Below are 25635 nucleotides of genomic sequence, written 5' to 3' on the forward strand. Positions count from 1 at the left end.
GTGTCTCTTTTCTATTGTGTTTGATTCAGATGGCTTTTGCGTCTTGCGTAGGTAAAATACACAACGACACCAATGGCTACCCAGATGAGGAAGGCTCGCCATGTCTCCCATTTCAGTGTGGCAGCCAAGATCATACAAATGACCGCACTAATGATGGGAAGAACAGGAACAAAGGGTACTTTAAACGCTGTTTTCATATTCGGATGTTTTTTCCGGAGTATGATCACAGCGATCGAGATCACCGTAAAGGCCGCAAGTGTACCGATGCTGACTAAATTAGCAAGTGTTGATAAGTTGACGAAACCAACGATACATGCCGCAACAGCGCCTGTCAGCCAAGTGTTGGCAACCGGTGTCTTCGATTTTGGATGAACCTTTGAAAAGATTTTTGGCATGAGTCCATCTCGGCTCATGGCAAAGGTTAAACGAACCTGAGCGTAGACAAGTGCAATTAACACGGTCGTAATCCCAATAATAGCACCTGCCGATATAATACCAGCGACACTATTCAGTCCAACCACTTGTAAAGCAAAAGCGACAGGGTCACTGACATTCAGTTTCGTATAGTGAACCATGCCGGTTAAGACAAAGGACACCCCGATGTATAAAATTGTACAAACACCGAGCGCGCCAATAATTCCGATTGGCATCGCTTTTTGCGGGTTTTTGACTTCTTCAGATGCATTAGCGATTGCATCAAATCCAAGGTAAGCAAAAAAGACAGTGGCCGCTCCTGCGATCACGCCATGGAAGCCCATCGGCATAAAAGGTGTCCAATTTTCAGGTTTAACGTAAGCAAAGCCTGAAATGATAAAGAGGAGGACAATGGCAATTTTGATGAGCACAATGATGTTATTCAGCTTCGTGCTCTCTTTTACGCCTCTTGAGACAATAAAGGTAATGAGTAAAATAATGAGTGCGCCTGGCAGGTTGAAGATGGCCCCATCAGCGGCTCCGGGTGCAGCCGATAAAGCCTTCGGTATGTGCAGACCAAATCCACTGAGCAGTGATTGAAAATAGGATGACCATCCGCTTGCCACAGCAGAGAGCGCAACAACATATTCAAGCATTAAATCCCAGCCCATTAAAAAGGCGAGGAATTCTCCAAGTGTTGCGTAAGAATACGTATAGACACTTCCTGACACTGGAATGGACGAGGAAAATTCAGCGTAGCAAAAAGCAGCAAGTGCGCATGCGATCGCAGCCAAAATAAAAGATATAATAATCGCAGGTCCCGCATCTTTCGCAGCCGCAACCCCCGTTATCACAAAAATTCCAGTCCCGACCACACAGCCAATGCCAAGCAAGATTAAATCAAATGTATTCAAAGAACGGCTCAGCCGCTTCGTTTGACTTTCAAGCATGAGCTGATCGAGAGACTTTTTTCTAAATAAAGAACTCATGTTGACCTCCTAATGGATAAATCTTTTCGTAAGACGAATGTTAGTATATGCGTAAATGACAATTTAGTCAATTGGTTGAAAAACGCTTTAAATCACTAAAGTGTTAAATGTCACAAAAGTCTAATGTGTATCAAAAGACATCCGCCGTCATTGACAGGCGGATGTGATAACAGGAGATTTACGTTTCTTCAGCAAATATCTTTTCATTGTACAGCACACTCGGATGGGTTGGGTAATGGGCTGAGGATGCAAGATGATGGGTTTTGGCTTGAGCCAAATCACCGAGCTGATAATAACAATAGCAAAGCTGAAGGTGAGGATACCATGTTTTATATTGTGTCAGTGTAAAGGCTGTTTCGATTTCAGGTGCCTTCAGTGCCTGCTCATACCAATAGATCGCTGCTTTGTGTTTATTTTGTGCTTTGAAATGATCCCCAATCCGGCAGCAAAATTCTGGACGGGGCTGATCATATAAGAAGGATCGCAGTAAGGAGGATAAGGCGGCTTCCTCAAATCCGACTGCATAATAGCAGTCAGCTAAATTTTGGCATGTGCGAATTTCATCCTCAATCCAGCATTGTTTTGTGGCTAAAAATTTGTGATAAAAGCGAATCGCCTTCACATGCTGCTTGTTATCTCGTAATTCATTAGCGAAGTAAAAGAGATCACGAGGTGTCATCTCTTCGCCTTTTGCAAGCATGTTTTCATAAATGCGCAGATTGCGTCCGGGCTCTCCGGCGGTTGTTTTCTTACGCTTTTGATGGGTGACGGCGATATCAGCGGGAAAAATGTTGCCATACACTTGAAGGAATTCATGAACGGCCCCATACCACTGAAAGTTCAAGGCACGCTTGACGAGCCGATTTCTTCTATATTTAAAATTCACCTGACCGTCCTCGCTAAATCCAACGTGGTAAAACATCGAGACGGCATCTACTGCGGGATCTAGCGTCTGTTTGAGCTGAAGCAGTTTTTGCCGGTCCTCTTCAAGTAGGACATCGTCGGCATCCAGCCATAAGATATACTCTTTAGTCGCATGGGAAAAAGCGAAATTGCGTGCTTTTGCAAAATGCTGGACCCATTCAAAGTCGAGCACCTTTGCTGAAAAGGAGTGAGCAATGTCCTTTGTTTGATCCGTTGATCCTGTATCAACAATGATCATCTCATCTACAATGTCTTGAACAGAAGACAGGCAGTCAGCCAAAACCTCCTCTTCATTTTTCACAATCATACATAAACTAATGGTTATCATCTTTAGATCACCTCTTCATAGTGTATCGAGCATCAAAAGGAAACATTCTTTTCAGCAGCGGGTTTTTTTAAAACTAGTTTTCTGCTACTGGCTGATTTAAAATAAAGGAAGAATCTATGTAAGGGCTGATAAAATGAGTTTATTGAATGTAGAAGGATTATATAAAACCTATGGCGAAAAAACGCTGTTTGATCATATCTCTTTTCATATAGAACCAAAGGAACGCATCGGGTTAATTGGACCGAATGGAACAGGGAAGTCAACGCTTTTAAAAGTCATTGCAGGACTTGAATCATTTGAGGAAGGCGACATCACAAAGGCAGGGACACTTGATATCGAATTTCTTGAGCAAGATCCTGAAATGAGCGGAGATGAAACGATTCTCGACTATATTTTTTCAGGAACAGCACCAATGATTCAAACAATGAAAGCCTATGAAAAGGCGCTGGCTGATTTAGAGTATGATCCACAAAACGAGGCAAAACAAGAAGCGCTTATGCGTATGCAAAATAAAATGGATCAGGACGACGCATGGGATGCGAACCTTTCGGCGAAAACGATTTTGACAAAGCTTGGTGTCAAAGATGTGAGCCGTTCTGTTCATGCGTTATCAGGCGGACAGAAAAAGCGTGTGGCGATTGCCAAAAACTTAATTCAGCCTGCGGGTTTGCTGATTTTAGATGAGCCGACAAACCATCTAGACAACGCAACCATTGAATGGCTTGAAGGATATTTGAGTCAATACAGTGGGGCTGTCATTCTTGTCACCCATGATCGTTATTTCTTAAACCGTGTCGCCAATCGGATTTATGAATTAAATCAGGGGCATCTTTACACATATAAAGGAAATTATGAAGTCTTTTTAGAAAAAAGAGCGGAACGAGAAGCAGAAGCTCAAGTAAAAGAAACGAAACGTCAAAATTTGCTTAGACGTGAGCTTGCATGGCTGAGAAGAGGGGCAAAGGCTAGAACGACAAAGCAAAAGGCACGTATCGGCAGAGTGGAAGAGCTGAAGGATCAAAAGGGACCTGATGCAAAGGGAGAGCTTGATTTTGCGATCGGTTCTCACCGGCTTGGAAAACAAGTGATTGAGGCAGAAGAGATCAGCATCACATTTGCTGGTCAAACCCTTGTGGATCAGTTCAGCGATTTAGTCGTGCCAGGTGATCGTATCGGATTTATCGGACCAAATGGAGTGGGCAAAACGACTTTACTCAATTGCCTGGCGGGTAAAATCGAACCGACGAATGGACAATTGACCATTGGACAAACAGTCCGCATTGGCTATTACACGCAGGACCATAACGAAATGAATGAAGAGCTGAATATCATTGATTACATCAAAGAAACAGCTGAAATTGTCAAAACGGCAGATGGCGTCATTGTGACAGCAGAGCAGATGTTGGAGCGATTTTTATTCCCTAGATCCATGCAGCGCACGTTTATCCGCAAGCTGTCAGGGGGAGAGCGCCGCAGATTGTATTTATTGAAGGTATTGATGGAAGAGCCGAATGTTCTCTTTTTAGATGAGCCGACGAACGACTTGGATACAGAGACACTGAGCATTTTAGAGGATTATTTGGAGCAGTTCCCAGGTGTAGTCATCACCGTGTCGCATGATCGTTATTTCTTAGACCGAGTCGTCCATCGTCTGCTTGTGTTTGAAGGGAATGGACGTATTTCACACTTCCAGGGTGCTTACAGCGATTACATGGAGCAAGAAAAAGAACAGAAGCGGACAGAGACAAAACCAGCTGAAAAACAAGTAGAAGCTGCACCGAAAAAGAGGAAAAAACTATCCTATAAGGACCAGCTTGAATGGGATGGGATTGAAGATCGGATACAAGCACTAGAGGACAAACACCAGCAGCTCGAAGCCAGCATTGCAGAGGCTGGCAGTGATTTTGGAAAAATTCAAGAGCTGATGGACAAGCAAAAAGCCGTCGCTGAAGAACTAGAACAAGCGATGGACCGCTGGACAGAACTGTCGCTGATGATTGAGGAATTAGAAAGTAATGCAAAATAAAGGTTGGCAAAAAAACTGTAGAGACAATCTACAGTTTTTTTTGATAAGAACATTTGGCATAAGCATCGTGCTGATGAATGGATTCTTCATTTCGACACTCAATTTGAAAGCCTTTAATCCAGTTTTGTTCATATAGCTCTGCTGCAATTAACCTCGCAACATCCTCTACAAAACGTGGATTTTCATAGGCCTCTTCTGTCACTTGTTTTTCATCTGGTCTTTTGAGTACAGGGTAAAGGGGCGCACTCGCATTAGACTCGATGATCTGGAGTAGATCTGCTTTCATGTCATCAGGGAGTTGACCTTGTTCAAACAGCTCTACCTGAATCGATACAGTGCCGCGCTGATTATGTGCGCCGTATTCACTGATTTCTTTTGAACAAGGACATAACGTTGTCACCTGAGCAGTGCAGCCAATATGACAAATCCATCCGTTTTCTTCATGAAAGTGGATGTCATATTGCACGTCTGCATGCATCAAACCGGACTTTCTGCTGATGGGACTCTTTTTTTCCATGTACCACGGAAAGGAAACTTGAATCGAGGCAGATGGCTGATTCATATGCTTGGCAAGCTGTGCTGTCAATTCTTTTAAGGAATCCACATCAACCGGCTTTCCGCTCTCATAAAATGAGTGAAGCTGCTCGGTGAGACGGCTCATATGAATGCCTTTTTGATGAGCTGGCAAATATGTACTCATCGTAAAATCAGCGGAAGCGGTTTGGTGCTGTGGAGTCGTTTTAGACAAAATATGTACAGGGTACGACACACGGCAAATTCCGACCTGTTCCAGATCAAAATAAAAGTCCTGTTCGGTTTGTTGGATGTCTATCATGTCCTCTTTTTGACAAGGTTTTGTTCTAGCGCTTGGCGGGACAGAACCGAATTGTGCGTGTCGTTCTTTTTTGGATGGAAATGAACGCATAAGGTACCTCCTTTAAAACGTAATTATTCCTATTTATTCTGCATCAAACCACAATAGAAATCAAGTGATCAAACATTAACGTTTACGTTAAGGTCACAAAGGTGTATAATAAAACATGAATTGATGAGCAGGAGGCACTGGTGATGGAATGGATGAAAATTGATCAAGTGGCGAAAAGAAGCGGTCTGACGAAACGGACCATTCGTTTCTATGAAGAGATTGGTTTATTATCAGCACCAAAGCGGACAGAGGGCGGTGTCAGACTTTACTCAGAGGATGACATGGAAGAACTGGAGAAAGTGATGCAGGCCAAAGAAGTACTTGGCTTTTCTTTACAAGAGCTTCAATCGTTTATGGAAATAGGAAAGCAGTTAGAGCTGAATAAAGAAGGCTACTTGCTGTCGCTTGATCCGAAGGAACGATTAGAGAAACTGTTAGATATTGATGCGCAGCTGACTGTGCAGCATCAATTGATTACAAAAAAGCTAGAAACGATTCAATCCTTTAAAAAGGATCTTGAAATGATGAAAGAAAGAGCGGCTCATGCCATTGAGCAATTACAAAAATAAACACCTCAGCGTGTTTATTTCAGCGTGTAGACAAACCCTCGCATTCTTTGTCAGTCCTGCGCTCTGGTGCTCACGAATGCCAAATTCGCTCCGCACAAGTAGCTGTCCTTCCTAGACTGCAAAGGTTTTCTATCACGCTGAAAAAGAAGACAAAGAGCTAAAATCAAGTTCATTTTAGCCCTTTGTCAACAAAATAAAATAAACACCTCAGCGTGTTTATTTTATTTTGTTAATCAACTGTAGGAAAGGTTCTGATGGAATGAAGGAAGAAGATGTATTGAAACAGCGTACGAGTCTGCTTAGACAGCCAAAAGCCGTCTGGGCGGTGGCCTTTGCTTGTGTGATTTCATTTATGGGCATAGGGCTTGTAGACCCGATTTTGCCAGCCATTGCATCACAATTACATGCATCTCCAAGTCAGGTGTCTCTTTTATTTACGAGCTATTTGCTTGTCACCGGCTTTGTGATGTTTTTTACCGGCTTTATTTCTAGTCGTATTGGTGCCAAATGGACGTTATTATTAGGACTCATCTTTATTATTGTCTTTTCTGCTTTAGGCGGTACTTCTTCAACCATTAATGAATTAATTGGTTTTAGAGGCGGATGGGGCATTGGGAATGCCTTATTTATTTCAACGGCATTATCAGTCATTGTCGGTGTGTCTGTTGGAGGAAGTGCGAAAGCCATCATTTTATATGAGGCGGCACTAGGTCTTGGGATTTCTGTTGGGCCGCTCCTTGGAGGTGAGCTTGGAACGATCTCTTGGCGCGGGCCATTCTTTGGTGTGGCGGTGTTAATGCTTGTTGCTCTTTTAGCCATTACGTTTATGCTTCCACCTATACAAAAGCCGCAGAAAAAGGTGAAGTTATTTGAAGCTGTTGGAGCCTTGAAATATAAGGGGCTTTTAACGATGGCATCTGCTGCTTTCTTATATAATTTTGGATTCTTTGTTCTTCTAGCTTATTCGCCATTTGTGCTTCATCTTGATGAGCATGGTCTTGGCTATGTCTTTTTTGGATGGGGATTATTTTTGGCTGTGACATCTGTCTTCTCAGCGCCGGTCATTCATCGCAAATTGGGGACATTGACAGCTCTTGTTGTTCTCTTTGCTTCGTTTGCTGTGATTTTATTCGGCATTGGAATATGGACATCACATGTGGTCGTGGTCATTTGCGGTATTGTGATTGCTGGGGGCATCCTCGGCATGATCAATACGGTGCTTACGACGGCTGTGATGGGATCAGCTCCTGTTGAGCGTTCAATTGCATCATCCTCATACAGTGCTGTACGATTTATTGGTGGTGCGATTGCTCCTTGGATTGCGGGAGTTCTCGCTGAAACTTACACAGCAAGTACCCCTTATTATGTAGGGGCGGCTGTTGTTCTCTTAGGAATGGTCATCCTGCTTCTTGGCCGTAAGCATTTGGTGAATATCCAGGCAGGTCATTAATAGAAAAAAGCCTTATATCTGCAAACGATATAAGGCTTTTTTGTCGTTATAATACTTTTGTTGTCCAAGATTCGCAATTCCAAGTTTCGGTTGCCACATCTTGATAAAATTCAGGTTCGTGGGAAATCAATAGGACGCTGCCTTTATATTCTTTTAACGCGCGTTTTAATTCTTCTTTAGCATCGACATCCAAGTGGTTTGTCGGCTCATCGAGAACAAGTAGGTTGGTTTCTTCATTGATCAGCTTACAAAGGCGGACCTTCGCTTTTTCACCACCACTTAAAACAGACACACGGCTTTCAATATGTTTTGTCGTTAAACCGCATTTGGCAAGGGCAGCTCTGACTTCATATTGTGTGTACGATGGGAAGGTGCTCCACACCTCTTCGATACAAGTGTTGCTGTTTTGCTCTTTTACTTCTTGCTCAAAGTAGCCAATATGCAGGAATTCTCCGCGTTCCACCTCACCAGAAATGGGGGAGATTTCTCCAAGCAGGCTTCGGAGCAGTGTCGTTTTTCCGATACCGTTAGCACCGTATAATGCAATTTTCTGCCCGCGTTCCATTTTTAAATTCAATGGACGAGAGAGTGGTTCGTCATACCCAATGACTAAATCCTTCGTTTCAAAAATTAATTTCCCTGATGTACGTGCAGGTTTAAAGTGGAATTCTGGTTTTGGTTTTTCTGCCGCTAATTCAATCATGTCCATCTTATCGAGTTTCTTTTGACGAGACATCGCCATATTTCGAGTGCTGACACGTGCTTTATTTCTCGCGACAAAATCCTTTAATTCAGCCACTTCTTGCTGCTGCCTTTTATACGCTGCCTCTAGCTGCTGCTTTTTCACTTCGTACACTTGTTTAAATTGATCATAATCACCAACATAGCGCGTGAGTTCTTGATTTTCGACATGATAAATCAAGTTAATGACACTGTTTAGGAACGGAATATCATGTGAAATGAGGATAAACGCATTTTCATATTCCTGCAAATAGCGCTTCAGCCACTCAATATGCTGTTCATCTAAATAGTTGGTCGGCTCGTCAAGAAGAAGAATTTCAGGCTTCTCTAATAGCAATTTCGCAAGCAGTACTTTTGTACGCTGTCCGCCGCTCAGCTCTGTCACATCACGATCCAGCCCGAGATCTGTTAACCCAAGACCTCTTGCAATTTCCTCTACCTTGGAATCAATGATATAAAAATCATTGTTCGTCAGGGCATCCTGAATGACGCCTACTTCTTCTAAAAGCTTTTCTAGCTCATCAGGATCTGCTTCACCCATTTTTTCGTAAATGTCATTCATTGCGGCTTCCATTGAGAATAAATAATGGAATGCATCTTGAAGGACTTCACGAATGGTTCTTCCTTTTTCAAGCACGGTATGCTGATCGAGGTAGCCGACACGGACATTTTTTGCCCATTCGACTTTTCCTGCATCTGGCTCAAGCTTGCCAGTAATAATATTCATAAACGTTGACTTTCCTTCACCGTTGGCGCCGATCAAGCCGACATGCTCGCCTTTTAATAACCGGAAGGAGACTTCGTGGAAAATGGCTCTGTCGCCAAAGCCATGACTTAAATCTTTAACAGATAATATCATTTTTTACACCTCAAATAGATTCAAAACGGCTAGTGCCTCTCATGATTATATCGAACTGTCCGGCTCGATAAAAGCATCAAAAGAAAAATTGCGTTTCAAAGCTGATTTTGAGATACTTAAGGATAGATTGAATGAGGATAAAGGAGATCAACATGACGGAAAATTGGGCATTTTTGAAAGAAGCAAAGCCATTTATTCAAAAGAACTTTGAAGCGGCTGGCTTTGAGAAGCCAACAGCGATACAAGAACAAACAGCAGAGTGGATTACGGAAAAACGCGATGTGATCGCAGAATCACCGACTGGAACAGGGAAGACACTTGCGTATGTTCTGCCGCTTTTAAATAAAATTGATGTGACTATCAAACACCCGCAAGTCTTAATCTTGGCACCTTCAAGAGAGCTTGTGATGCAAATTTTTGATGTCGTGCAAGAATTCAAACAAGGTTCAGACATCAAAGCTATTTCCTTAATAGGCGGGGCAAACATCAAGAAGCAGCAGGAAAAGCTAAAAAAACACCCGAATATCGTGGTGGCGACACCGGGTCGCGTACAAGAGTTAATCAAAATCAAGAAACTGAAAATGCATGAAGTGAAAACGATCGTGTTAGACGAGGCAGATCAGCTTCTTGTGCCAGAGCATATGAAAACGATCCAAGGGATCATTAAGTCCACATTAAAAGAAAGACAAATCCTTTGTTTTTCTGCAACATTGAAAGAAGAAACCGTTCAGCTGATTAAAGAAATGACATCTGAACCAGAAGTATTGAAAATTGCTAGAAGCGAGGAAGAAGCGCAGAAAGTGGGTCACTATTACCTGTTATGTGATCAGCGCGACAAGGTGAAATTACTGCAAAAGCTATCACGGCTTGAGGACATGCAGGCGCTTGTCTTTGTGCGAGATATTACGAATTTGAGCATTTATGCAGAAAAATTAGCGTATCACCATGTCGACCTTGGTGTGCTTCACAGTGAAGCGAAAAAAGCAGAGCGTGCTGTCATCTTAAAGGCGTTTGAACAGCGTGAATTCCCGCTTCTTCTTGCAACAGATATTGCGGCTAGAGGCATTGATATCGACGACTTACCGTACGTCATTCATGCAGATATGCCAAATGAAGAGGGCTACATCCACCGTTCAGGTAGAACCGGACGCGCAGGAAAAGAAGGCGCAGTCATCAGTCTTGTCACACCTCAAGAGCAATCAATGCTGAAAAAAATGGCGAAAAAGCTGAATCTTTCGCTTGAAGAAATTGTGTATAAGCAAGGCCAGCTGCACCTTGCGCCCAAGCAGGCATAATAAAAGGACCCTCCATAATTGGCAGGGTCCTTTTTTGTTATGAAATTTTGACAAGTTGTTTTCCGACATTTTCCCCTTTGAATAGTCCGAGGAATGCATCTGGAATGTTGTCAAAGCCTTCAATGATTGTTTCTTTATATGTGAGTTTGTCTTCTTTTACCCATTGTGCGAGATCTTTTGCCGCTTCTTCAAAACGATCAGAGTAGTTGGCAACAATGAAGCCCTGCATTAATGCACTTGTTTTAATGAGTTTTGTTTGCACACGAGGGCCAATGTCTTCGCTTGCACTAATGTTATAAGAAGAAATGGCGCCGCAGACTGGAATACGTGCAAAACGGTTCAAATGATTCATCACAGCATCAGAGATGTCGCCGCCCACATTGTCAAAATACACATCGACACCGTTTGGACAGGCTTTTGCAATGGCGTCATCTAAATCATTTGTTGTTTTATAATTAATGGTTTCATCAAAGCCGAGTTCTTTTAAATAAGCCAGCTTATCATCAGATCCGGCAATTCCAACAACGTGGGCACCTTTGATTTTAGCGATCTGTCCGACAACAGAACCAACGGCACCTGCGGCTCCAGAAATGACAACCGTTTCGCCTTCTTTTGGCTGACCAATCGCAAGAAGTCCAAAATAGGCGGTTTGTCCTGGCATGCCCAAAATCCCTAAGTAATAAGATAACGGCGCAATGGATGGATCAATTTTTGTCAGAGACTCTGCTTTGGCAGTAGAATATTCCTGCCAGCCAAGGAATCCAAGTACAAAATCACCTTTCTCAAATTGAGGAGATTTGGACTCGACGACTTCTCCGACCACACCACCCTGGATCACTTCATTGAGTTTAAACGGAGGTGTATAGGATTTTGTATCTTGCATTCGCCCTCTCATGTAAGGATCTACAGACACATATTTCGTTTGAATCAAGACTTCGCCATCTTGCGGCGTTGGTATATCAACTGTTTCAAAATGAAAAACATCTTTAGTAGGTAACCCTTTTGGACGTTTTGCTAATTGAATTTGTTTTTGTTGACTCATGTCAAATCCTCCCTTTCACTTGCAACCTAGATTTACATTAACATGATGCTTCTTTTCGTTCAAAACATACGGTCTTTTCCAAGCACATACAAAAAAGCAGCCACCATCTAAAAGAAGGGGCTACTTTTTTTGAAGAGAGACAGAAAGGAGCGGCGGGAGACAACCAAACAGTTGATACTCATCCGCATCACGTTCTTTTAACAAATATTCATTTGCATTTTGCATGGAGGCTTTCATCATATCGTGCGTCACAAAAGGAAAAAGGATATTTAAATATGAGGACAACAGGTCTTGTGGATCTTGTTCGATTGACTCGATATCTCCAATGTTAATAATAATAGAAAAGAGATAATCGATGCAGATGTGAAAGTGCTGTTCAGCAAACAAAGTAAGCGGCTTTGCTTTTGATTCTTCAGGATTCCATTTTTGAAAAAGCTGTTTCACCAAATCACTGACAACCCATGCATTAAACTGCTGCTCAGCTGAAAAATAATACATCAGCTCCACCCCATTTCTAGCCTCCAGTATAAGAATTGTACAACAAATGACAAGGAAAGCATATAATTTTTCAGAAAATTTAGTCATTTTTACAGTCTTTTTGTCAAAAATAAGTCCATAGACGCATTAAGTTCACAGAGTAAAAATGGATGTGCTGGAGGAAGGTTTAATGACAAAAGTGACGGGTAAAAGATTCGTAAGACGTTAAAGGAGGAATAATAAATGAAACCTGTTGTAAGAGAGTATTCAAATGATGAAACACTTCAAAGAGATGTGGAGCAATTAAAACAACTCGGTGTTGCAAGAGAGGACATTTATGTTCTGTCCCATGACGATGATCGAACTGAGCGTATTGCAAGCAATGCAGATGCCAATACGATAGGTCCAAAAGAAGTTGGACTCAAGCATGCGGTTGGAAACATCTTTAGCAAAAAGGGAGATGAACTCCGCAATAAGATTCACGAAATTGGTTTCTCAAAAGATGAAGCTGAGACATTTGAAGAACATTTAGACGAAGGAAAAGTTCTTCTCTTTGTGACTGACCATGAAAAAGTGAAAAATTGGGCATAAACGCCATCGTAAAAAGCCTCTTACTTTTGTAAGGGGCTTTTTTCAGATTTTTGACAAAGGGCTAAAATGAACTTGATTTTAGTCCTTTGTCTTCTTTTCAGCGTGATAGAAAACCTTTGCAGTCTAGGAAGGACGAGTACTGGCGCGGAGCGAATTTGATATTCGTGAGCACCAGCACGCAGGACTGACAAAGAATGCGAGGGTTTGTCTACACGCTGAAAGCCTCTTACTTTTGTAAGGGGCTTTTTTTCATACTGCGATAATTAAAATCTACCATCTGTCTTTTTCACTATAATAAGACAGGTTGAAAAATTGGGATAAACAGTAAAATGTCTAATTGAAAATATAGAAACATCAAAGGATACCATCAAAAAAATGAAAAAAGTAGTGAAAATATCACAAAAAACCATTCGGGAAATAATTATGATATCTTTATTTTTATCTCAAAATGAAATAAAAATCTTGTGTAATTTAGTAGATAAATTTCTTAGTTCTATTGGTTTAAGTTGTATTTTTGTGTAGAAATAAGTGTTTTAAGGTCAAAAAACCACGAAATATACCTGTATTTTCAATTAGAAAATCATTCTAATGTTTAGGAAATAATTTGTTGACAAAATAATCTAAAAACAATATATTTGGCTTAATCAAGTCATTATGGAAGTAGTTGTTAAATTTTTGATAGGTGGGTTTCAGGATCAATTCTGTAAATGATGATGCATTAAGACCTAAGGAAGAGCACTTCTGAGGCAGAGCGATACTGAAGAAATATCTATTAGACAAAAAGAAATGAATGATAGATAGCTTAGAATGGTAGATTCGTTTTTCTACTATGCCTACTTCTCAATGGTAATATTCAGAGGATCATCATAAAGAAAACGCTTTCTAAACGCTGTTAAGGAGGTGAACCCATATGAAGAAAATGTATAACAAACTGAGGCGCTGTAACAGTTGAATGGCTGTGGTTGTATGTGAAGATGAGTGCTGAAAAAGAAGAGTGACATGTGGGATGCTTCTCTCCTTTTTCAGAAAAAAGATTTCCTAAAAAATCCATCTTTCATTTTATCATAAGGCTTTTTGCTTGAAAACCACCTTTGTTAGGAAAGGTGATTGTGAATTGAAGGAGGTCACGTGATGAAAAAGGCTTTGTATCATGAAGACAGCGGGTTGTATTTAGAGAAGATGCGCATGGCTTTTCAAGAACACTATGAGCAAAGAACAGATATGTGGTCTACTGATCCATCATTAACAGACGCTGCTGTGATGTCTCTCAAGGCATGGCGTTCCAGGGAAAAGGATGCACTTGCTTCTGTGCTGGATATCGGCTGCGGGAACGGCAGGGCTCTTGAACATTTACAAGGACTGTCGGCATATACCGGCATTGATCTTTATGAACATGAGGAATGGCAGGGATTAAAGAAAAGAAAAGAGGTTCCTGTCCATTTTTATCATCAAGATTTTATGTCCTGGTCAATGGATCAAGGGCGCGAGCTGACGTTTGATCTGATTTTAGATCATGGCTGCTTTCACCATCAGCATCCTGATGACCACGAACGATACTTAAAGCAGATTTCCTCGCTGCTTCATGAAGGTGGTGTCTTTTCCCTTGTTGTATGGGGAGAAGAGTGGAAAACAGGCTTAATCGGAGAAGATGGACGCTTCCATTTTTCATTCTCAGATACTCAGCTTGGAGAAAAGATTTGTACATCAGGACTTGAGCTCGTTTCGATTACACCATTACAAGCGAAGGCTGGGATCAGCCAGCATCATGTCATTGCTGTCAAAATCTAGTGCAAAGGAGGATAAACGCGATGTTTGATGTGATGGTTCTTGGTGCATACCTAGGCGAGTGCTTCAATCAATGTAGCTGAATTGAAGTACGGACTATTCATCCAATCAAAGGGTACACCGGATGACGTGCATTTGAAGGACCAGAGCTTCTAGTAAAGGAGAAAGCAGCTCGAAGCTAGCAGAGATATTCTTTTAGAGAAAGAGCATGTCAGTTTCCATTCAAGAATCATCAAATGGTGTTGCTCTCTTACAGAGAATACAGCGTATGAAGCTCGATTTCTGCTCCTTTGTACTGGACAAGTGACAGTCTAAAAAGAGTCTTTATGAAAGGTACTGATGGATGATTGGCATCGCACATCTATTCAGCCAGTATGTCAGGAAATTTCTCCTGAGCCATGATTCTAGCTGGAACCGGTGCTCAGGGTGCAAAGGGAGTGCATACACATATTCATCACGCCATCACTGCGCTGAGAGAGTTCAATGGGGTGCAGTGATGAATAGGGGGAGACAAATGAACAAGTTTGTAGCTGAACTACAATCAATGATTCATCATTTTACATTTCAAGAAAAACACTATTTGCTCGTGGGGCCAGTGAACCTGCCGATCTCTATTGAACATGAAGAAGTGCAGTTTACATGGTATGCCTTTGCGTCTGTAGAAGCTGATACAACGCCAACGGTTGAGTCTATTGTACAAATGAGTACCGAGCAGCAAACATTTTCCTCTTGTCTCCTTTTTGGCGACTTTGAAAATGAAGTGCCGCCGCTTGTGCGAATTCATAGTGTCTGCCAAACAGGGGATGTGTTTGGGTCACTGAAATGTGATTGCGGTCCACAGCTTGCATCATCGTTAAAAAAAATCACCGATTATGGAAAAGGCATGCTTGTGTATATGGCCAATCAAGAAGGGCGCTCTATTGGGCTGATGGCCAAAGCCTTCACGTATAAATTACAGGAAATGAAACTGGATACATTTGAGGCGAACAGGTTGATCGGCTGCGGAGATGATGATCGGCATTACGAGGAAGCAGCGGCTGTTTTGCACTATTTAAACAAAGGGAAACCATTGCATCTCTTAACCAATAATCCAGATAAAGTTGATTCCATTGCTGCTTACGGTCTTCCGGTTTTACGGTTTGATCATACGGTAGAAGCCTCTCTCTATAATGAAGCATATTTAAAGGCAAAAGCAGCATCAGGGCATATGGTCGATGAGAAGAAATTAATTAATCAGTAGATGAGTTTATTTAAAGAAGGCGGGAGAAAAGCGTGAAACCTGATATCAATTGGATTCAAATCCCAAGCGGCTATGCGACGATTGGAAGTAATGAAGAAGATATGAAAAAGGCATCAGAATTTTGGAAGGACAAACTTCTGAATCCAGCCTATGGCCGTGAGAAAAAATTTCAAAAATGGCTGTACAAAGAATTTCCATCTTATCAGCCGTATATGAGTGAATTTTTCATCTCAGATACGGTCGTCACCAATGAATGGTATCAAAGCTATTGTGACGAGACAGGAAAGCCTTATCCAGAGAGCTTGACGAACCTAGAGCTTGGCGGGGGAAAAGACCATCCAGCTTGGGGCATGGACATCGAGGAAGCTTTCTCATTTTGTCAGTGGCTGAGCGGGAAGCTTGGATATGAGGTATCGATCCCTACTGAGGAAGAATGGGAATATGCTGCCCGGGGCAATACGAGACATCAATATCCTTGGGGAGATGAGTTTAACCCCTCTTACTGTAATACACACGAATCAAATATTGAAAAAACGACACCTGTCCGTCATTACGAAAAAGGAAGATCTCTATTTGGACTATATGATATGGGTGGCAATGTCGAAGAATGGGTCAACACCAAGTATCACATATATGAAGGCGGAATTGAGGTTGTAGATGATTTAACCGAGACACTCGGCAGTGATTACTACATTTTAAAAGGTGGCTCCTTCGCAAGAGGCGGAGATTTATGCAGAGTCGCAAGAAGACACGGTAAACACCCAGACCCTGTTTTTCGATTTACTGGTTTTCGTGTAGTTACTCGTCAAAAACAACATATAAAGGTGGGAGTGTAAAACCATGCATAGAGGACCGATTACATCCGTTTTATCAACTCAGCATGACCAAATTGTCTACACAGGTGGCTATGATCGCTGTATTTATAAATGGGACCGTGCCACGGGAGAAGGAACATTCATTGGCAGTCACGAGCATATCATCAACTCTTTATCCCTTTCGGAAAATGGAACGTATTTAGCGAGTGCATCGTCAGACTATACCATTCAATTATATGATACTGGCACACATACAAGAATTCGTACGCTATATGGTCATGCGGATGATGTGGAAGCTGTCTCATTTGCAAAGCAGGATACGCTTCTTGTATCAGTGTCCAGAGACAGAAGATGCTTAGTTTGGGATATTGAAACGGGAGCCATTTTAAGAGAATTTCATGGACATAGCAAGGATGTATTAGCTGTATGGATTCATGAGGATAAAGCTTATACAACTGGTGACGATGGCTATGTCCTTGTATGGCTCTATGAAACAGGAGAAATTGTAGGTGAAATTGGCCCGTTTGATTATGAGCTGGATACCATCAGCGGCAGCAATCAAAAAGAAGTATTCGCCCTTGGCAGAGATGATGGCACAGTTATCATTTATGATGCCGCTACATTACAGGAGAAAAAAAACATTAAAGCTCATTTACAAGGTGTGAAACGTGTAAACTTTTCGCCGAGCGGTAACTACTTGCTCACAGCGGGATATGACCATTTAATTAAGCTGTGGAATTATGAAACCGGTGATTTAGTTGATACGCTGCTGCCTCATAAATATCAATGGGAGCGCTCGCTTGTTTGGACAGAAGATGAGCAAGCCATTTTAGGAGCCAGCTTTGGGAAAACGTATTGTGAATGGTCCATTCAAGAAGGAAAAGTGATCTCTGATGAGCAGGAATTGGCGACACCTTCTATTAATGATATTGCGTTGACTGAAGCGGGTGATATTATCACTGCATCGGATGACGGAAAATTCAGAAAAAATGGAATCGAAATCGCAAAGTCAACAGGTGTTCTCACAAATGGAGTGGCTGTTGCACGGGATGGAAGCTATTATGCATGGGGCGATCATGCGAGTCAGGTGCATATTGTACACGAGTCATTGCAGCAAATGGTCTCTTTTGATCTCAACACAGGTCCTGTCAATAGTGTGTATTTCCATGAGGAGGATCGTCAATTTTATATCGGCACTTATGGCGGTTATGTGCATGTCATTTCGACAGAACACTTAAAGGAAATCGGCCGTTCTAAAGCACATGATTGCGCGGTCAAAGCATTAAAGGTAGAAGGAGATCATATCATCACAGCGGCAGTTGAAGGAACCATCTGTCTTCTCGATAAAAAGAGTTTGTCCTTAACAGCAGAATATATCGGGGCGACAGAGCTGTTAAATGATGTATTTATTGATAGCAAAAGAGATCGTATTGCCATTGTCAGCCGTGATAAAAACGTCCGATTGTTTGATTTGCATACAGGCAGAATTTTAAATCAGCACAACGAGCATCAATATTCCATTAAATCCATCACTGTGACAGACTCTGGCTATATTGTGAGCGGAGACTATTGGGGGTATATTGTGGTCTGGAATCCAGAGCTAGATGTCAATACAGGTCCGATTCGAATTGCTAAGAATGGTATTAGTGCCATTAGACAACTAGGAAATGATGTGTATGCAAGCTCATATGACGGTGGTATTTATCATATTCGAGAAGATGGCACACATACGGAAGTACTGCGCTTATTTGAACAATTTCCGAAAGAAGTAATCTCTCATTAAGAAAAAGAATGTAAGCGGGGGATTCTCATGATAAGTGTTTGCAAGGAACATATGAAAAAAGGTCTGACTGTACTCAATTGTCCGCATGTGCTCCTCATTAATAAATATGAATGTCGCAAATGCTGTTTTTGTAAACAACGAGCATCATATAAACTGTTTTATTCCTTGCCTTACTATGATCGATCTGAAAAGAAACGGCTTGAGAAAGTATAGCACATGAGAATAGAACTCCTTCATTTTCTGAAGGAGTTCTTTCCCTTGAGAGAAGAAAGGAGCCCGAGATGAAAGACGATGTTTTTTATATGAAGCTGGCGATTGCCAACGCGAAGGCGATGAAAGGACAAACCTCACCCAATCCGCTTGTTGGTGCAGTGATTGTTCAGAGCGGTAAGATCGTTGGGATTGGTGCGCACATGAAGGCTGGCGAGCCTCATGCTGAAATTCATGCGCTACAAATGGCAGGAGAAAAGGCGAAGGGAGCTGACATGTATGTGACACTCGAACCTTGTACACATCACGGAAAAACAGGCCCTTGCACCGAAGCAATCATCAAAAGTGGTGTGAAGAAAGTGTTGATTGCCACCCAAGATCCGAATCCGGTTGTTGCAGGTAAAGGAATTGCCTTTTTGAAAAAGGCTGGAATTGAAGTGGAGCAAGGGATATGTAAACAGGAAGCAGATCGTTTAAATGCGCCTTTTTTTCATTTGATGCAAACAAACCTTCCTTATGTTGTCTTAAAATCAGCTATTTCGATAGATGGGAAAATTGCCACGGCTGAGCAAGAAAGCAAATGGATCACTGGAATAGAAGCGAGAACAGAAGTGCAGCGCTTACGTCAAGAAGCAGATGCGGTGCTGACAGGAGTGGAAACGATTATTCAAGATGATGCCGGCTTAATTGTAAAGGATTCATTCAACCATCAGCCCATTCGTGTCATTTTAGATTCGACATTAAGGATACCGCTTCATGCCAAATGCTTAACAGATCATAGGGCAGAAACCATAATTTGTACATCACAAGATTATGATCATCAAAAGTATCAACAGTTGATACAAAAAGGTCATCAAGTATTTGTCACAAGCGGAGAACACCGGACAGACCTTCAGGATGTGTTACACATGTTGAAGAAGCGCTCTGTGATGTCAGTGCTTGTAGAGGCAGGGGGCAGTGTGAGTGCGTCATTTTTAGAAGCATCCCTTGTGAACGAAGCTGTTATCTATATGGCACCTTTGTTGATTGGAGGGAAAGATGCACCTACTTTTTTTGAAGGAGAAGGGGTAAAAAAACTAAAAAAGGCGATCCGTCCAGCGGATATTGAATATAGTATGGTAGGAAAAGATTTAAAAATGACGATGACATTTTAACGATGGAGAGAGGGCCTTGCACGTAGAGTGCAAGGCCTTTCAAATTTTTTGATAAAAATAAAATTGTACATACACCTTTATCGATCATGATGAATACGATGGATTGGGGTGATTCTATGAGAAAATGTAGACAATGCGGAAAGATATACCCAACTCATTCGACAGACCACTACCAAAAAGGAAGCTGGTATGATGCGTATAAGGATGATGGCTGGGAATGTGATAGTTGTAAGAAAGGTAAATCAGACAAACCAAGGAAACCAGTAAAAAATCCATGCTGCGGAAAAGATCCTTGTGTGTGTGTCATTCAAGGACCGCCAGGGGGAAGAGGAAGGAGAGGCCCAGCAGGTCCGGCGGGTCCAGTGGGTCCAGTAGGCCCAGCGGGTCCAGCAGGAGCAACGGGCGCAACAGGCGCCACCGGTGTAGGCTTAACCGGTATCGTGGCATTTGATCCAGCGGATGCCCCAACCTATCCAGAAGGTCAAGTGGTGACATTTGATGGAAGTACGTATGTGGCGAATACAGCTTCACCAACAGGTACGCCAGGTACGTCTCCAGATTATACATTGTTAGCAGCTGCGGGAGATACGGGCGCCACGGGTGCCACAGGAGCCACAGGAACAGGAGCGACCGGTGCTACAGGAGATACAGGCGCAACCGGAGCGACAGGAGCCACAGGAGCAACGGGCGCAACTGGAGCCACAGGAACAGGAGCGACCGGTGCTACAGGAGATACAGGCGCGACCGGAGCGACAGGAGCCACCGGAGCAACGGGTGCCACGGGAGCCACAGGAACCGGAGCGACCGGTGCTACAGGAGATACAGGCGCGACCGGTGCTACTGGAGATACGGGTGCCACAGGAGCCACAGGAACCGGAGCGACCGGTGCTACAGGAGATACAGGAGATACAGGAGCGACAGGAGCCACCGGAGATACGGGTGCCACGGGAGCCACAGGAACAGGAGCGACCGGCGCTACAGGAGATACAGGAGCGACCGGAGCGACAGGAGCCACCGGAGATACGGGTGCCACGGGAGCCACAGGAACAGGAGCGACCGGCGCTACAGGCGCAACCGGAGCTACAGGAGCCACCGGAGATACGGGTGCCACGGGAGCCACAGGAGATACAGGCGCAACCGGAGCGACAGGAGCAATTGGAGCGACCGGTGCAACGGGAGATACGGGAGCGACCGGAGTAACTGGAGCCACGGGTGCAACGGGAGATACGGGAGCAACTGGAGTAACCGGAGCCACAGGTGTAACGGGAGATACGGGAGCGACCGGAGTAACCGGAGCCACAGGTGTAACGGGAGATACGGGAGCGACTGGAGTAACCGGAGCCACAGGTGTAACGGGAGATACGGGAGCGACTGGAGTAACCGGAGCCACGGGTGCAACGGGAGATACGGGAGCGACCGGAGTAACCGGAGCTACAGGTGCAACAGGAGATACGGGAGCGACTGGAGTAACCGGAGCCACAGGTGCAACGGGAGATACCGGAGCAACCGGAGTAGGGTTAGCTGGTATTTTGGCATTTGACCCAGCAACTGCTCCAACCTATACAGTAGGTCAAGTGGTGACATATGAAGGTGGAACTTATGTCGTAAATACAGCACCACCAACCGGCACACCAGATACGTCTCCAGATTATACGTTATTGGCAGCCGCAGGTGTGACAGGCGCCACGGGAGCAACCGGTGTCACCGGAGATACAGGTCCAACAGGAGCGACCGGAGTAACAGGCGCCACAGGTGTAACAGGGGATACGGGTGCAACAGGGGCTACAGGAACAGGTGCCACGGGAGCAACCGGTGCAACAGGCGCCACAGGTGCGACAGGTGTAACAGGAGATACGGGTGCAACAGGGGCTACAGGAACAGGAGCCACGGGAGCAACCGGTGCAACAGGCGCCACAGGTGCGACAGGATCGAGTGCGATTATCCCATTTGCATCAGGTTTACCTGTCGCTTTAACAACCATCGCTGGCGGTTTGGTCGGGACATCTAGCTTGGTAGGATTCGGTAACTCAGCCACTGGTGTCAGTATCGTAGGTGGAATCATTGATTTAACCGGAGCCGCAGGAACATTGTTAAACATGGCGTTCTCAGTTCCGAGAGCAGGAACCATTACGTCATTTGCGGGCTATTTTAGTACGACAGCAGCCCTTTCTATAGTTGGCACAAATATTACTGTGACGGCTAGTCTGTTTGCTTCACCAACACCAGATAACAGCTTCACTCAAGTAGCGAGCGTTACATTGGCACCGGCATTAACCGGTATTTTAACGATAGGTGCTATTTCAAACGGTATCGCTACTGGTTTAAGTGTACCAGTCACACCGCAAACAAGATTGCTTGTCGTATTCTCGGCAACAGCTACTGGTCTTTCCTTAGTGAATACCGTAGCAGGCTATGCAAGTGCTGGTTTATCCATCACGTAATAGGCACACAGGGATGACTCAATACTGAGTCATCCTTTTTTGTCTGTGTGAATTTTCTCTTAACTTCATGAGAAAAAATGATATGATTTTCTTAGAGTCTATTCGGGTGAATCTACTGAATTAGGGGTTGTGGCGGTGAGGATGGGCAAAAGGAAAGTCACTTTACAAACAAAAATTTTGGGGTTAATTATTGGTCTTTTACTTGTTGTTATTGCCTTATTGACCATTTGTTTTGGTTTTTTGCAGACATCAGAAAGGCAGAGCCAAGCTGAACAGCTGGCGGTGCAAACTGCTAGAACGATATCTTATATGCCGCCTATTAAAACATCGGTGGCCACGGGAGATTCGCAAAATGAAGAACAGGCTGTGCTTGAGCAAATGAAGGAGCAAGTAAGAGCACATGCCATTTTCATCACCAATCAAAAAGGAAAGGTTCTTTTTCATACGAACCATGAGGATGTAGGGAAAACCATCAGTGTGTCGGAAGGAAGAAGTACACTGCTTTTTGGAGGCACCTCCATATCGACGGGTGATTCTGATGGTGAAACCGTTGTCAGAGGCAGTGCCCCGATTATGAAAGAAACAGGCAGTCATGAAGAAATTATTGGGACAGTCAGTGTCGAATTCTTAAAAAGAGATATCGACCAAGCGACAGCCCATCAACTATTCAAATTAAGTTATATTGCCCTTCTTGTGCTCTTGCCTGGGGTATTTGGAGCCATTTTTTTAACAAGGAGTATTCGAAAAGATATATTAGGGCTTGAACCGCATGAAATTGCTTCATTATATCGAGAAAGAGAAGCGATGCTGCATGCGATTAAAGAGGGAATCATTGCATTTGACCGTAAAGGTGCCATTACGATGATGAATACGTCAGCTGAACAGATGCTACGCGTCTCTTCAACGCTGCCTCTTCATATTGATCAAGTGTTGCCAAATGCCAATCTTCTTTCCTATCTAAAGGTAGAGACGATTGAACCTAACATAGAATCAGTCGTCAATGATAAAACCTTCGTGCTAAATGTCAAAAAAGTGGTGCAGGACAATCGAGTATTTGGAGGAATTGTGAGCTTCAGGGAGAAAACCGAGCTGACAAAGCTGCTGGATACATTGACAGAGGTCAGTCAATATTCAGAAGACCTTAGAGCACAAACACACGAATTTTCGAATAAGCTGTACGCTATTTTAGGCTTGCTTGAGTTGAAACAAGTGGATGAAGCCATTGAGTTAATTAAAGAAGAGTATACACTTCAAAATCGCCAGCATGATTTACTCATGAAACAAATTCGCTCTCCGAAGATACAAGCCATTTTACTTGGGAAGTTAGGAAAGGCATCTGAAAAAAAGGTTCATTTTCACATTGATGAAAATAGTTCATTGGAGCCGCTCCCAGCCCATTTGAGTTTATCTCACTTTATCACCATCATTGGCAATCTCGTAGACAATGCGTTTGAGGCTGTATTGAATAAAGAGAAAAGAGAAGTCAGCTTGTTCATCACAGATATTGGATTTGATATTATCATAGAGGTATCTGATTCAGGGGACGGTGTAGATGAAGGAGCCATTTCACAACTTTTCACAAGAGGACATTCATCAAAGGGAGAAGGGCGAGGTTATGGACTTGCCAATGTCAAAGAAGTGCTAGATGAACTTGGGGGCTGGATTGAAGTTGCGAACCAAAAAGAAGGCGGTGCCATCTTCACTGTTTACATACCGAAAGGCACAAAGGGGGAATAGGTTGTGATCAAGGTACTCATTGCGGAAGATGATTTTCGAATCGCTGCGATTCATGAATCTTATATACAAAAGGTACAAGGCTTTCAAGTGGCCGGCAAGGCAAAGAGTGCAAAGGATCTGTGGGAGGCACTTCAAAAAGAACGAGTGGATCTCATTTTACTTGATGTCTACATGCCTGATGAGCTCGGCACGAACCTTTTGCCGCTGTTAAGAGAGCGCCATCCTGAAGTGGATGTGATCATTATCACGGCTGCAACGGAAACGATGCTGTTAAGAGACGCCTTGCATTATGGAGTCGTTCATTATTTAATCAAACCAGTGACCGCCCAAAAATTCACGCAGGTGTTAACCGAATATAAAGAGAAGAGAGAGTTAATCAATTCAAAAGAGGAAGTCAATCAAACGATGATTGATCTGTTTTTTGGTCAAATACAGGAAGAATCGCAACAAAAGGATGAGCGAGACTTGCCAACAGGCATTAATTCACTGACTTTGGACAAAGTGAAAACATTCATGGCAGCAGAGATGAACGGAATTACAGCAGAAGAACTCGGAGAAAAAATGGGCGCATCACGCACAACAGCAAGACGATACGTAGAGTATCTTGTGACAACGGGAGAATGCCGGGCAGAGCTGGCATATGGAATCATTGGTAGACCAGAACGAAAATATTATCCCGCCAAAAAACAAACGGAGTCATAAAAATGAAAAAAGGAATACTCTTACTCATTTTGGTCTGTCTTTGTACAACGCTCACCTTTAATGAAAAAACAGCAAAAGATTCTTTCCTGGAGCACAGCCCATTATACATTGTGGTATCAGGTGTACCTGACGGCGGATTTGACCAAACGGCTCAAGTGATGAAAACCGTACTAGAACAAGAAAAACTTGTGGAAGAGCCTGTGCATATTCTTTATCAAAGAGGCGGAACGGTTGATAAAGGATGGACCTATATGATGGAGCGAGATGCCAATTATATCAGTTTAAATTCAAGCTTATTATTAAGCCGTAATTTGCTGGGCAGCAGTAACGTGACCATGAATGATGTTACCCCGCTCGCTATTCTTGCGGAAGAGTGGCAGGTAGTCGCAGTGCCAGTTGATTCTCCTTTCTCAAATGGAAAAGAGCTATTACACGCACTAAAAAAGAAACCGGATTCCTTAAAAATTGGGTTTGCCCCGGACTTTGGAAATGATGATCAAATCTCATTCGCACGGGCTGCCGAAATGGCAGGAATTGATCCGTACCGCATTCAGTTTTTAAAATATGATAGTGCAGATGATTTATTCCAAGCACTCATTGACCATGAGGTAGATGCGGCAACTACGACCATTACGGAGGTTCGCCATGATTATGAAAAGAAAAGACTGAAGCTTGTTGCAACCACAACGAATCAGCGTTTAGAAGGATTCAAAGACGTGCCCACTTGGAAAGAACAAGGGATTCCGCTCATCTTCTCTCATTGGCGTGGTGTGATGGGACCAAAGCAAATGAATCAGCACGACATTCGAGCATGGGATCAGCTTCTTCAAAAAATGACGCAAACGAAGTCATGGAAAAAGCAGTTAAAACAAAAAGGCTGGACAGGCCGTTATATGAATAGTAAAGAAGCAAAGGTCTATATGGAAGATCAATTAAGGCGATATGAGCAATTTATACAAGGAGAACAAGCGGTCAAATGAGACCGCTTTTTTTCATGGAACCAACAAACAACAACAATTGCACAAAATGAACAAAAAGCATTTATCGACCAAAAAAGAATTAAAATTCATAATATTTACTTCAATTCAGGCGTCAGATATCATGACAGAAAGGGTTGGAAATGGGATACCAACATTTA

Annotated in this window: 20 protein-coding genes; 14 read left to right on the forward strand and 6 right to left on the reverse strand. The window is 43.1% G+C overall.

Going from position 1 to position 25635, the window contains the following annotated elements:
• Nucleotides 1–11: 11 nt before the first annotated feature.
• Together bcaP and FXF70_RS15225 are read right to left on the reverse strand one after the other, a co-directional pair.
• Nucleotides 12–1403, reverse strand: a complete 1392-nt coding sequence (bcaP, locus tag FXF70_RS15220; RefSeq protein ID WP_148780585.1) for a branched-chain amino acid transporter BcaP — start codon at nucleotides 1401–1403, stop codon at nucleotides 12–14.
• Nucleotides 1404–1581: 178 nt separating this feature from the next.
• Nucleotides 1582–2655: a tetratricopeptide repeat-containing glycosyltransferase family 2 protein gene (locus FXF70_RS15225; protein WP_017366794.1), complete on the reverse strand. Its 1074-nt coding sequence runs from the start codon at nucleotides 2653–2655 to the stop codon at nucleotides 1582–1584.
• A gap of 133 nt (nucleotides 2656–2788) precedes the next feature.
• Here FXF70_RS15225 and FXF70_RS15230 point away from each other — a divergent pair, with 133 nt between their 5' ends.
• Nucleotides 2789–4681, forward strand: a complete 1893-nt coding sequence (locus FXF70_RS15230; protein WP_148780587.1) for an ABC-F family ATP-binding cassette domain-containing protein — start codon at nucleotides 2789–2791, stop codon at nucleotides 4679–4681.
• Between the two features lie 28 nt (nucleotides 4682–4709).
• Here the strand turns inward: FXF70_RS15230 and folE2 are convergent, their stop codons facing one another.
• Nucleotides 4710–5606, reverse strand: coding sequence for a GTP cyclohydrolase FolE2 (gene folE2, locus FXF70_RS15235; protein WP_148780589.1), 897 nt, complete (start codon nucleotides 5604–5606; stop codon nucleotides 4710–4712).
• A 143-nt stretch (nucleotides 5607–5749) separates the two neighbouring features.
• Between folE2 and FXF70_RS15240 the strand changes: the two genes are divergently transcribed.
• Complete coding sequence (locus FXF70_RS15240) at nucleotides 5750–6175, forward strand: MerR family transcriptional regulator (RefSeq protein WP_017366797.1); 426 nt, start codon at nucleotides 5750–5752, stop codon at nucleotides 6173–6175.
• Nucleotides 6176–6434: 259 nt separating this feature from the next.
• On the forward strand, nucleotides 6435–7625 hold the full coding sequence (locus FXF70_RS15250) for an MFS transporter (protein WP_148780591.1): 1191 nt from the start codon (nucleotides 6435–6437) through the stop codon (nucleotides 7623–7625).
• A 46-nt stretch (nucleotides 7626–7671) separates the two neighbouring features.
• Here the strand turns inward: FXF70_RS15250 and FXF70_RS15255 are convergent, their stop codons facing one another.
• Complete coding sequence (locus FXF70_RS15255; protein WP_008343192.1) at nucleotides 7672–9225, reverse strand: ABC-F family ATP-binding cassette domain-containing protein; 1554 nt, start codon at nucleotides 9223–9225, stop codon at nucleotides 7672–7674.
• A gap of 152 nt (nucleotides 9226–9377) precedes the next feature.
• Between FXF70_RS15255 and FXF70_RS15260 the strand changes: the two genes are divergently transcribed.
• A complete protein-coding gene (locus tag FXF70_RS15260) occupies nucleotides 9378–10520 on the forward strand; it encodes a DEAD/DEAH box helicase (RefSeq protein WP_148780593.1) in 1143 nt (380 codons plus the stop codon).
• Between the two features lie 37 nt (nucleotides 10521–10557).
• Here FXF70_RS15260 and FXF70_RS15265 read toward each other — a convergent pair whose 3' ends face one another.
• A complete protein-coding gene (locus tag FXF70_RS15265; protein WP_099496381.1) occupies nucleotides 10558–11562 on the reverse strand; it encodes an NADP-dependent oxidoreductase in 1005 nt (334 codons plus the stop codon).
• 120 nt (nucleotides 11563–11682) lie between these two features.
• The gene (locus FXF70_RS15270; protein WP_017366799.1) at nucleotides 11683–12060 is read right to left on the reverse strand and encodes a YfmB family protein; all 378 of its coding nucleotides are present in this window, start codon (nucleotides 12058–12060) and stop codon (nucleotides 11683–11685) included.
• Between the two features lie 222 nt (nucleotides 12061–12282).
• Between FXF70_RS15270 and FXF70_RS15275 the strand changes: the two genes are divergently transcribed.
• The 10 genes from FXF70_RS15275 to FXF70_RS15320 all read left to right on the forward strand — a co-directional run bounded on the left by FXF70_RS15275 (nucleotide 12283) and on the right by FXF70_RS15320 (nucleotide 25477).
• Entirely contained in the window at nucleotides 12283–12630 is a 348-nt protein-coding gene (locus tag FXF70_RS15275) for a YflT domain-containing protein (RefSeq protein ID WP_035391383.1), read from the forward strand.
• Between the two features lie 1131 nt (nucleotides 12631–13761).
• On the forward strand, nucleotides 13762–14418 hold the full coding sequence (locus FXF70_RS15280; protein ID WP_007496773.1) for a class I SAM-dependent methyltransferase: 657 nt from the start codon (nucleotides 13762–13764) through the stop codon (nucleotides 14416–14418).
• 511 nt (nucleotides 14419–14929) lie between these two features.
• A complete protein-coding gene (locus FXF70_RS15285) occupies nucleotides 14930–15655 on the forward strand; it encodes a GTP cyclohydrolase II (protein ID WP_017360404.1) in 726 nt (241 codons plus the stop codon).
• 32 nt (nucleotides 15656–15687) lie between these two features.
• Nucleotides 15688–16491: a formylglycine-generating enzyme family protein gene (locus tag FXF70_RS15290; RefSeq protein ID WP_017360403.1), complete on the forward strand. Its 804-nt coding sequence runs from the start codon at nucleotides 15688–15690 to the stop codon at nucleotides 16489–16491.
• A gap of 4 nt (nucleotides 16492–16495) precedes the next feature.
• A complete protein-coding gene (locus FXF70_RS15295) occupies nucleotides 16496–18253 on the forward strand; it encodes a WD40 repeat domain-containing protein (protein WP_148780595.1) in 1758 nt (585 codons plus the stop codon).
• Nucleotides 18254–18534: 281 nt separating this feature from the next.
• On the forward strand, nucleotides 18535–19617 hold the full coding sequence (ribD, locus tag FXF70_RS15300) for a bifunctional diaminohydroxyphosphoribosylaminopyrimidine deaminase/5-amino-6-(5-phosphoribosylamino)uracil reductase RibD (protein WP_148780597.1): 1083 nt from the start codon (nucleotides 18535–18537) through the stop codon (nucleotides 19615–19617).
• Between the two features lie 116 nt (nucleotides 19618–19733).
• Nucleotides 19734–22058 carry an exosporium glycoprotein BclB-related protein gene (locus tag FXF70_RS15305; protein WP_262368852.1) on the forward strand — a complete coding sequence of 775 codons (2325 nt, stop codon included), beginning with the start codon at nucleotides 19734–19736 and terminating at the stop codon, nucleotides 22056–22058.
• A 141-nt stretch (nucleotides 22059–22199) separates the two neighbouring features.
• Nucleotides 22200–23795: a sensor histidine kinase gene (locus tag FXF70_RS15310; RefSeq protein ID WP_148780599.1), complete on the forward strand. Its 1596-nt coding sequence runs from the start codon at nucleotides 22200–22202 to the stop codon at nucleotides 23793–23795.
• Nucleotides 23796–23798: 3 nt separating this feature from the next.
• Nucleotides 23799–24497 carry a response regulator gene (locus FXF70_RS15315; RefSeq protein WP_148780601.1) on the forward strand — a complete coding sequence of 233 codons (699 nt, stop codon included), beginning with the start codon at nucleotides 23799–23801 and terminating at the stop codon, nucleotides 24495–24497.
• A gap of 2 nt (nucleotides 24498–24499) precedes the next feature.
• Nucleotides 24500–25477: a tripartite tricarboxylate transporter substrate-binding protein gene (locus tag FXF70_RS15320; RefSeq protein ID WP_148780603.1), complete on the forward strand. Its 978-nt coding sequence runs from the start codon at nucleotides 24500–24502 to the stop codon at nucleotides 25475–25477.
• Nucleotides 25478–25635 lie beyond the last annotated feature (158 nt).

The organism is Bacillus sp. Y3, from assembly GCF_008123875.1.
In the GTDB taxonomy this organism is placed as follows: domain Bacteria; phylum Bacillota; class Bacilli; order Bacillales; family Bacillaceae; genus Bacillus; species Bacillus altitudinis.

What these genes read in the sequence shown, in the direction of transcription:
- bcaP (WP_148780585.1), bottom strand. Translation starts at nt 1,403, where the DNA reads ATGAGTTCTTTATTTAGAAAAAAGTCTCTCGATCAGCTCATGCTTGAA.
- FXF70_RS15225 (WP_017366794.1), bottom strand. Translation starts at nt 2,655, where the DNA reads ATGATAACCATTAGTTTATGTATGATTGTGAAAAATGAAGAGGAGGTT.
- FXF70_RS15230 (WP_148780587.1), top strand. Translation starts at nt 2,789, where the DNA reads ATGAGTTTATTGAATGTAGAAGGATTATATAAAACCTATGGCGAAAAA.
- folE2 (WP_148780589.1), bottom strand. Translation starts at nt 5,606, where the DNA reads ATGCGTTCATTTCCATCCAAAAAAGAACGACACGCACAATTCGGTTCT.
- FXF70_RS15240 (WP_017366797.1), top strand. Translation starts at nt 5,750, where the DNA reads ATGGAATGGATGAAAATTGATCAAGTGGCGAAAAGAAGCGGTCTGACG.
- FXF70_RS15250 (WP_148780591.1), top strand. Translation starts at nt 6,435, where the DNA reads ATGAAGGAAGAAGATGTATTGAAACAGCGTACGAGTCTGCTTAGACAG.
- FXF70_RS15255 (WP_008343192.1), bottom strand. Translation starts at nt 9,225, where the DNA reads ATGATATTATCTGTTAAAGATTTAAGTCATGGCTTTGGCGACAGAGCC.
- FXF70_RS15260 (WP_148780593.1), top strand. Translation starts at nt 9,378, where the DNA reads ATGACGGAAAATTGGGCATTTTTGAAAGAAGCAAAGCCATTTATTCAA.
- FXF70_RS15265 (WP_099496381.1), bottom strand. Translation starts at nt 11,562, where the DNA reads ATGAGTCAACAAAAACAAATTCAATTAGCAAAACGTCCAAAAGGGTTA.
- FXF70_RS15270 (WP_017366799.1), bottom strand. Translation starts at nt 12,060, where the DNA reads ATGTATTATTTTTCAGCTGAGCAGCAGTTTAATGCATGGGTTGTCAGT.
- FXF70_RS15275 (WP_035391383.1), top strand. Translation starts at nt 12,283, where the DNA reads ATGAAACCTGTTGTAAGAGAGTATTCAAATGATGAAACACTTCAAAGA.
- FXF70_RS15280 (WP_007496773.1), top strand. Translation starts at nt 13,762, where the DNA reads ATGAAAAAGGCTTTGTATCATGAAGACAGCGGGTTGTATTTAGAGAAG.
- FXF70_RS15285 (WP_017360404.1), top strand. Translation starts at nt 14,930, where the DNA reads ATGAACAAGTTTGTAGCTGAACTACAATCAATGATTCATCATTTTACA.
- FXF70_RS15295 (WP_148780595.1), top strand. Translation starts at nt 16,496, where the DNA reads ATGCATAGAGGACCGATTACATCCGTTTTATCAACTCAGCATGACCAA.
- ribD (WP_148780597.1), top strand. Translation starts at nt 18,535, where the DNA reads ATGAAAGACGATGTTTTTTATATGAAGCTGGCGATTGCCAACGCGAAG.
- FXF70_RS15305 (WP_262368852.1), top strand. Translation starts at nt 19,734, where the DNA reads ATGAGAAAATGTAGACAATGCGGAAAGATATACCCAACTCATTCGACA.
- FXF70_RS15310 (WP_148780599.1), top strand. Translation starts at nt 22,200, where the DNA reads ATGGGCAAAAGGAAAGTCACTTTACAAACAAAAATTTTGGGGTTAATT.
- FXF70_RS15320 (WP_148780603.1), top strand. Translation starts at nt 24,500, where the DNA reads ATGAAAAAAGGAATACTCTTACTCATTTTGGTCTGTCTTTGTACAACG.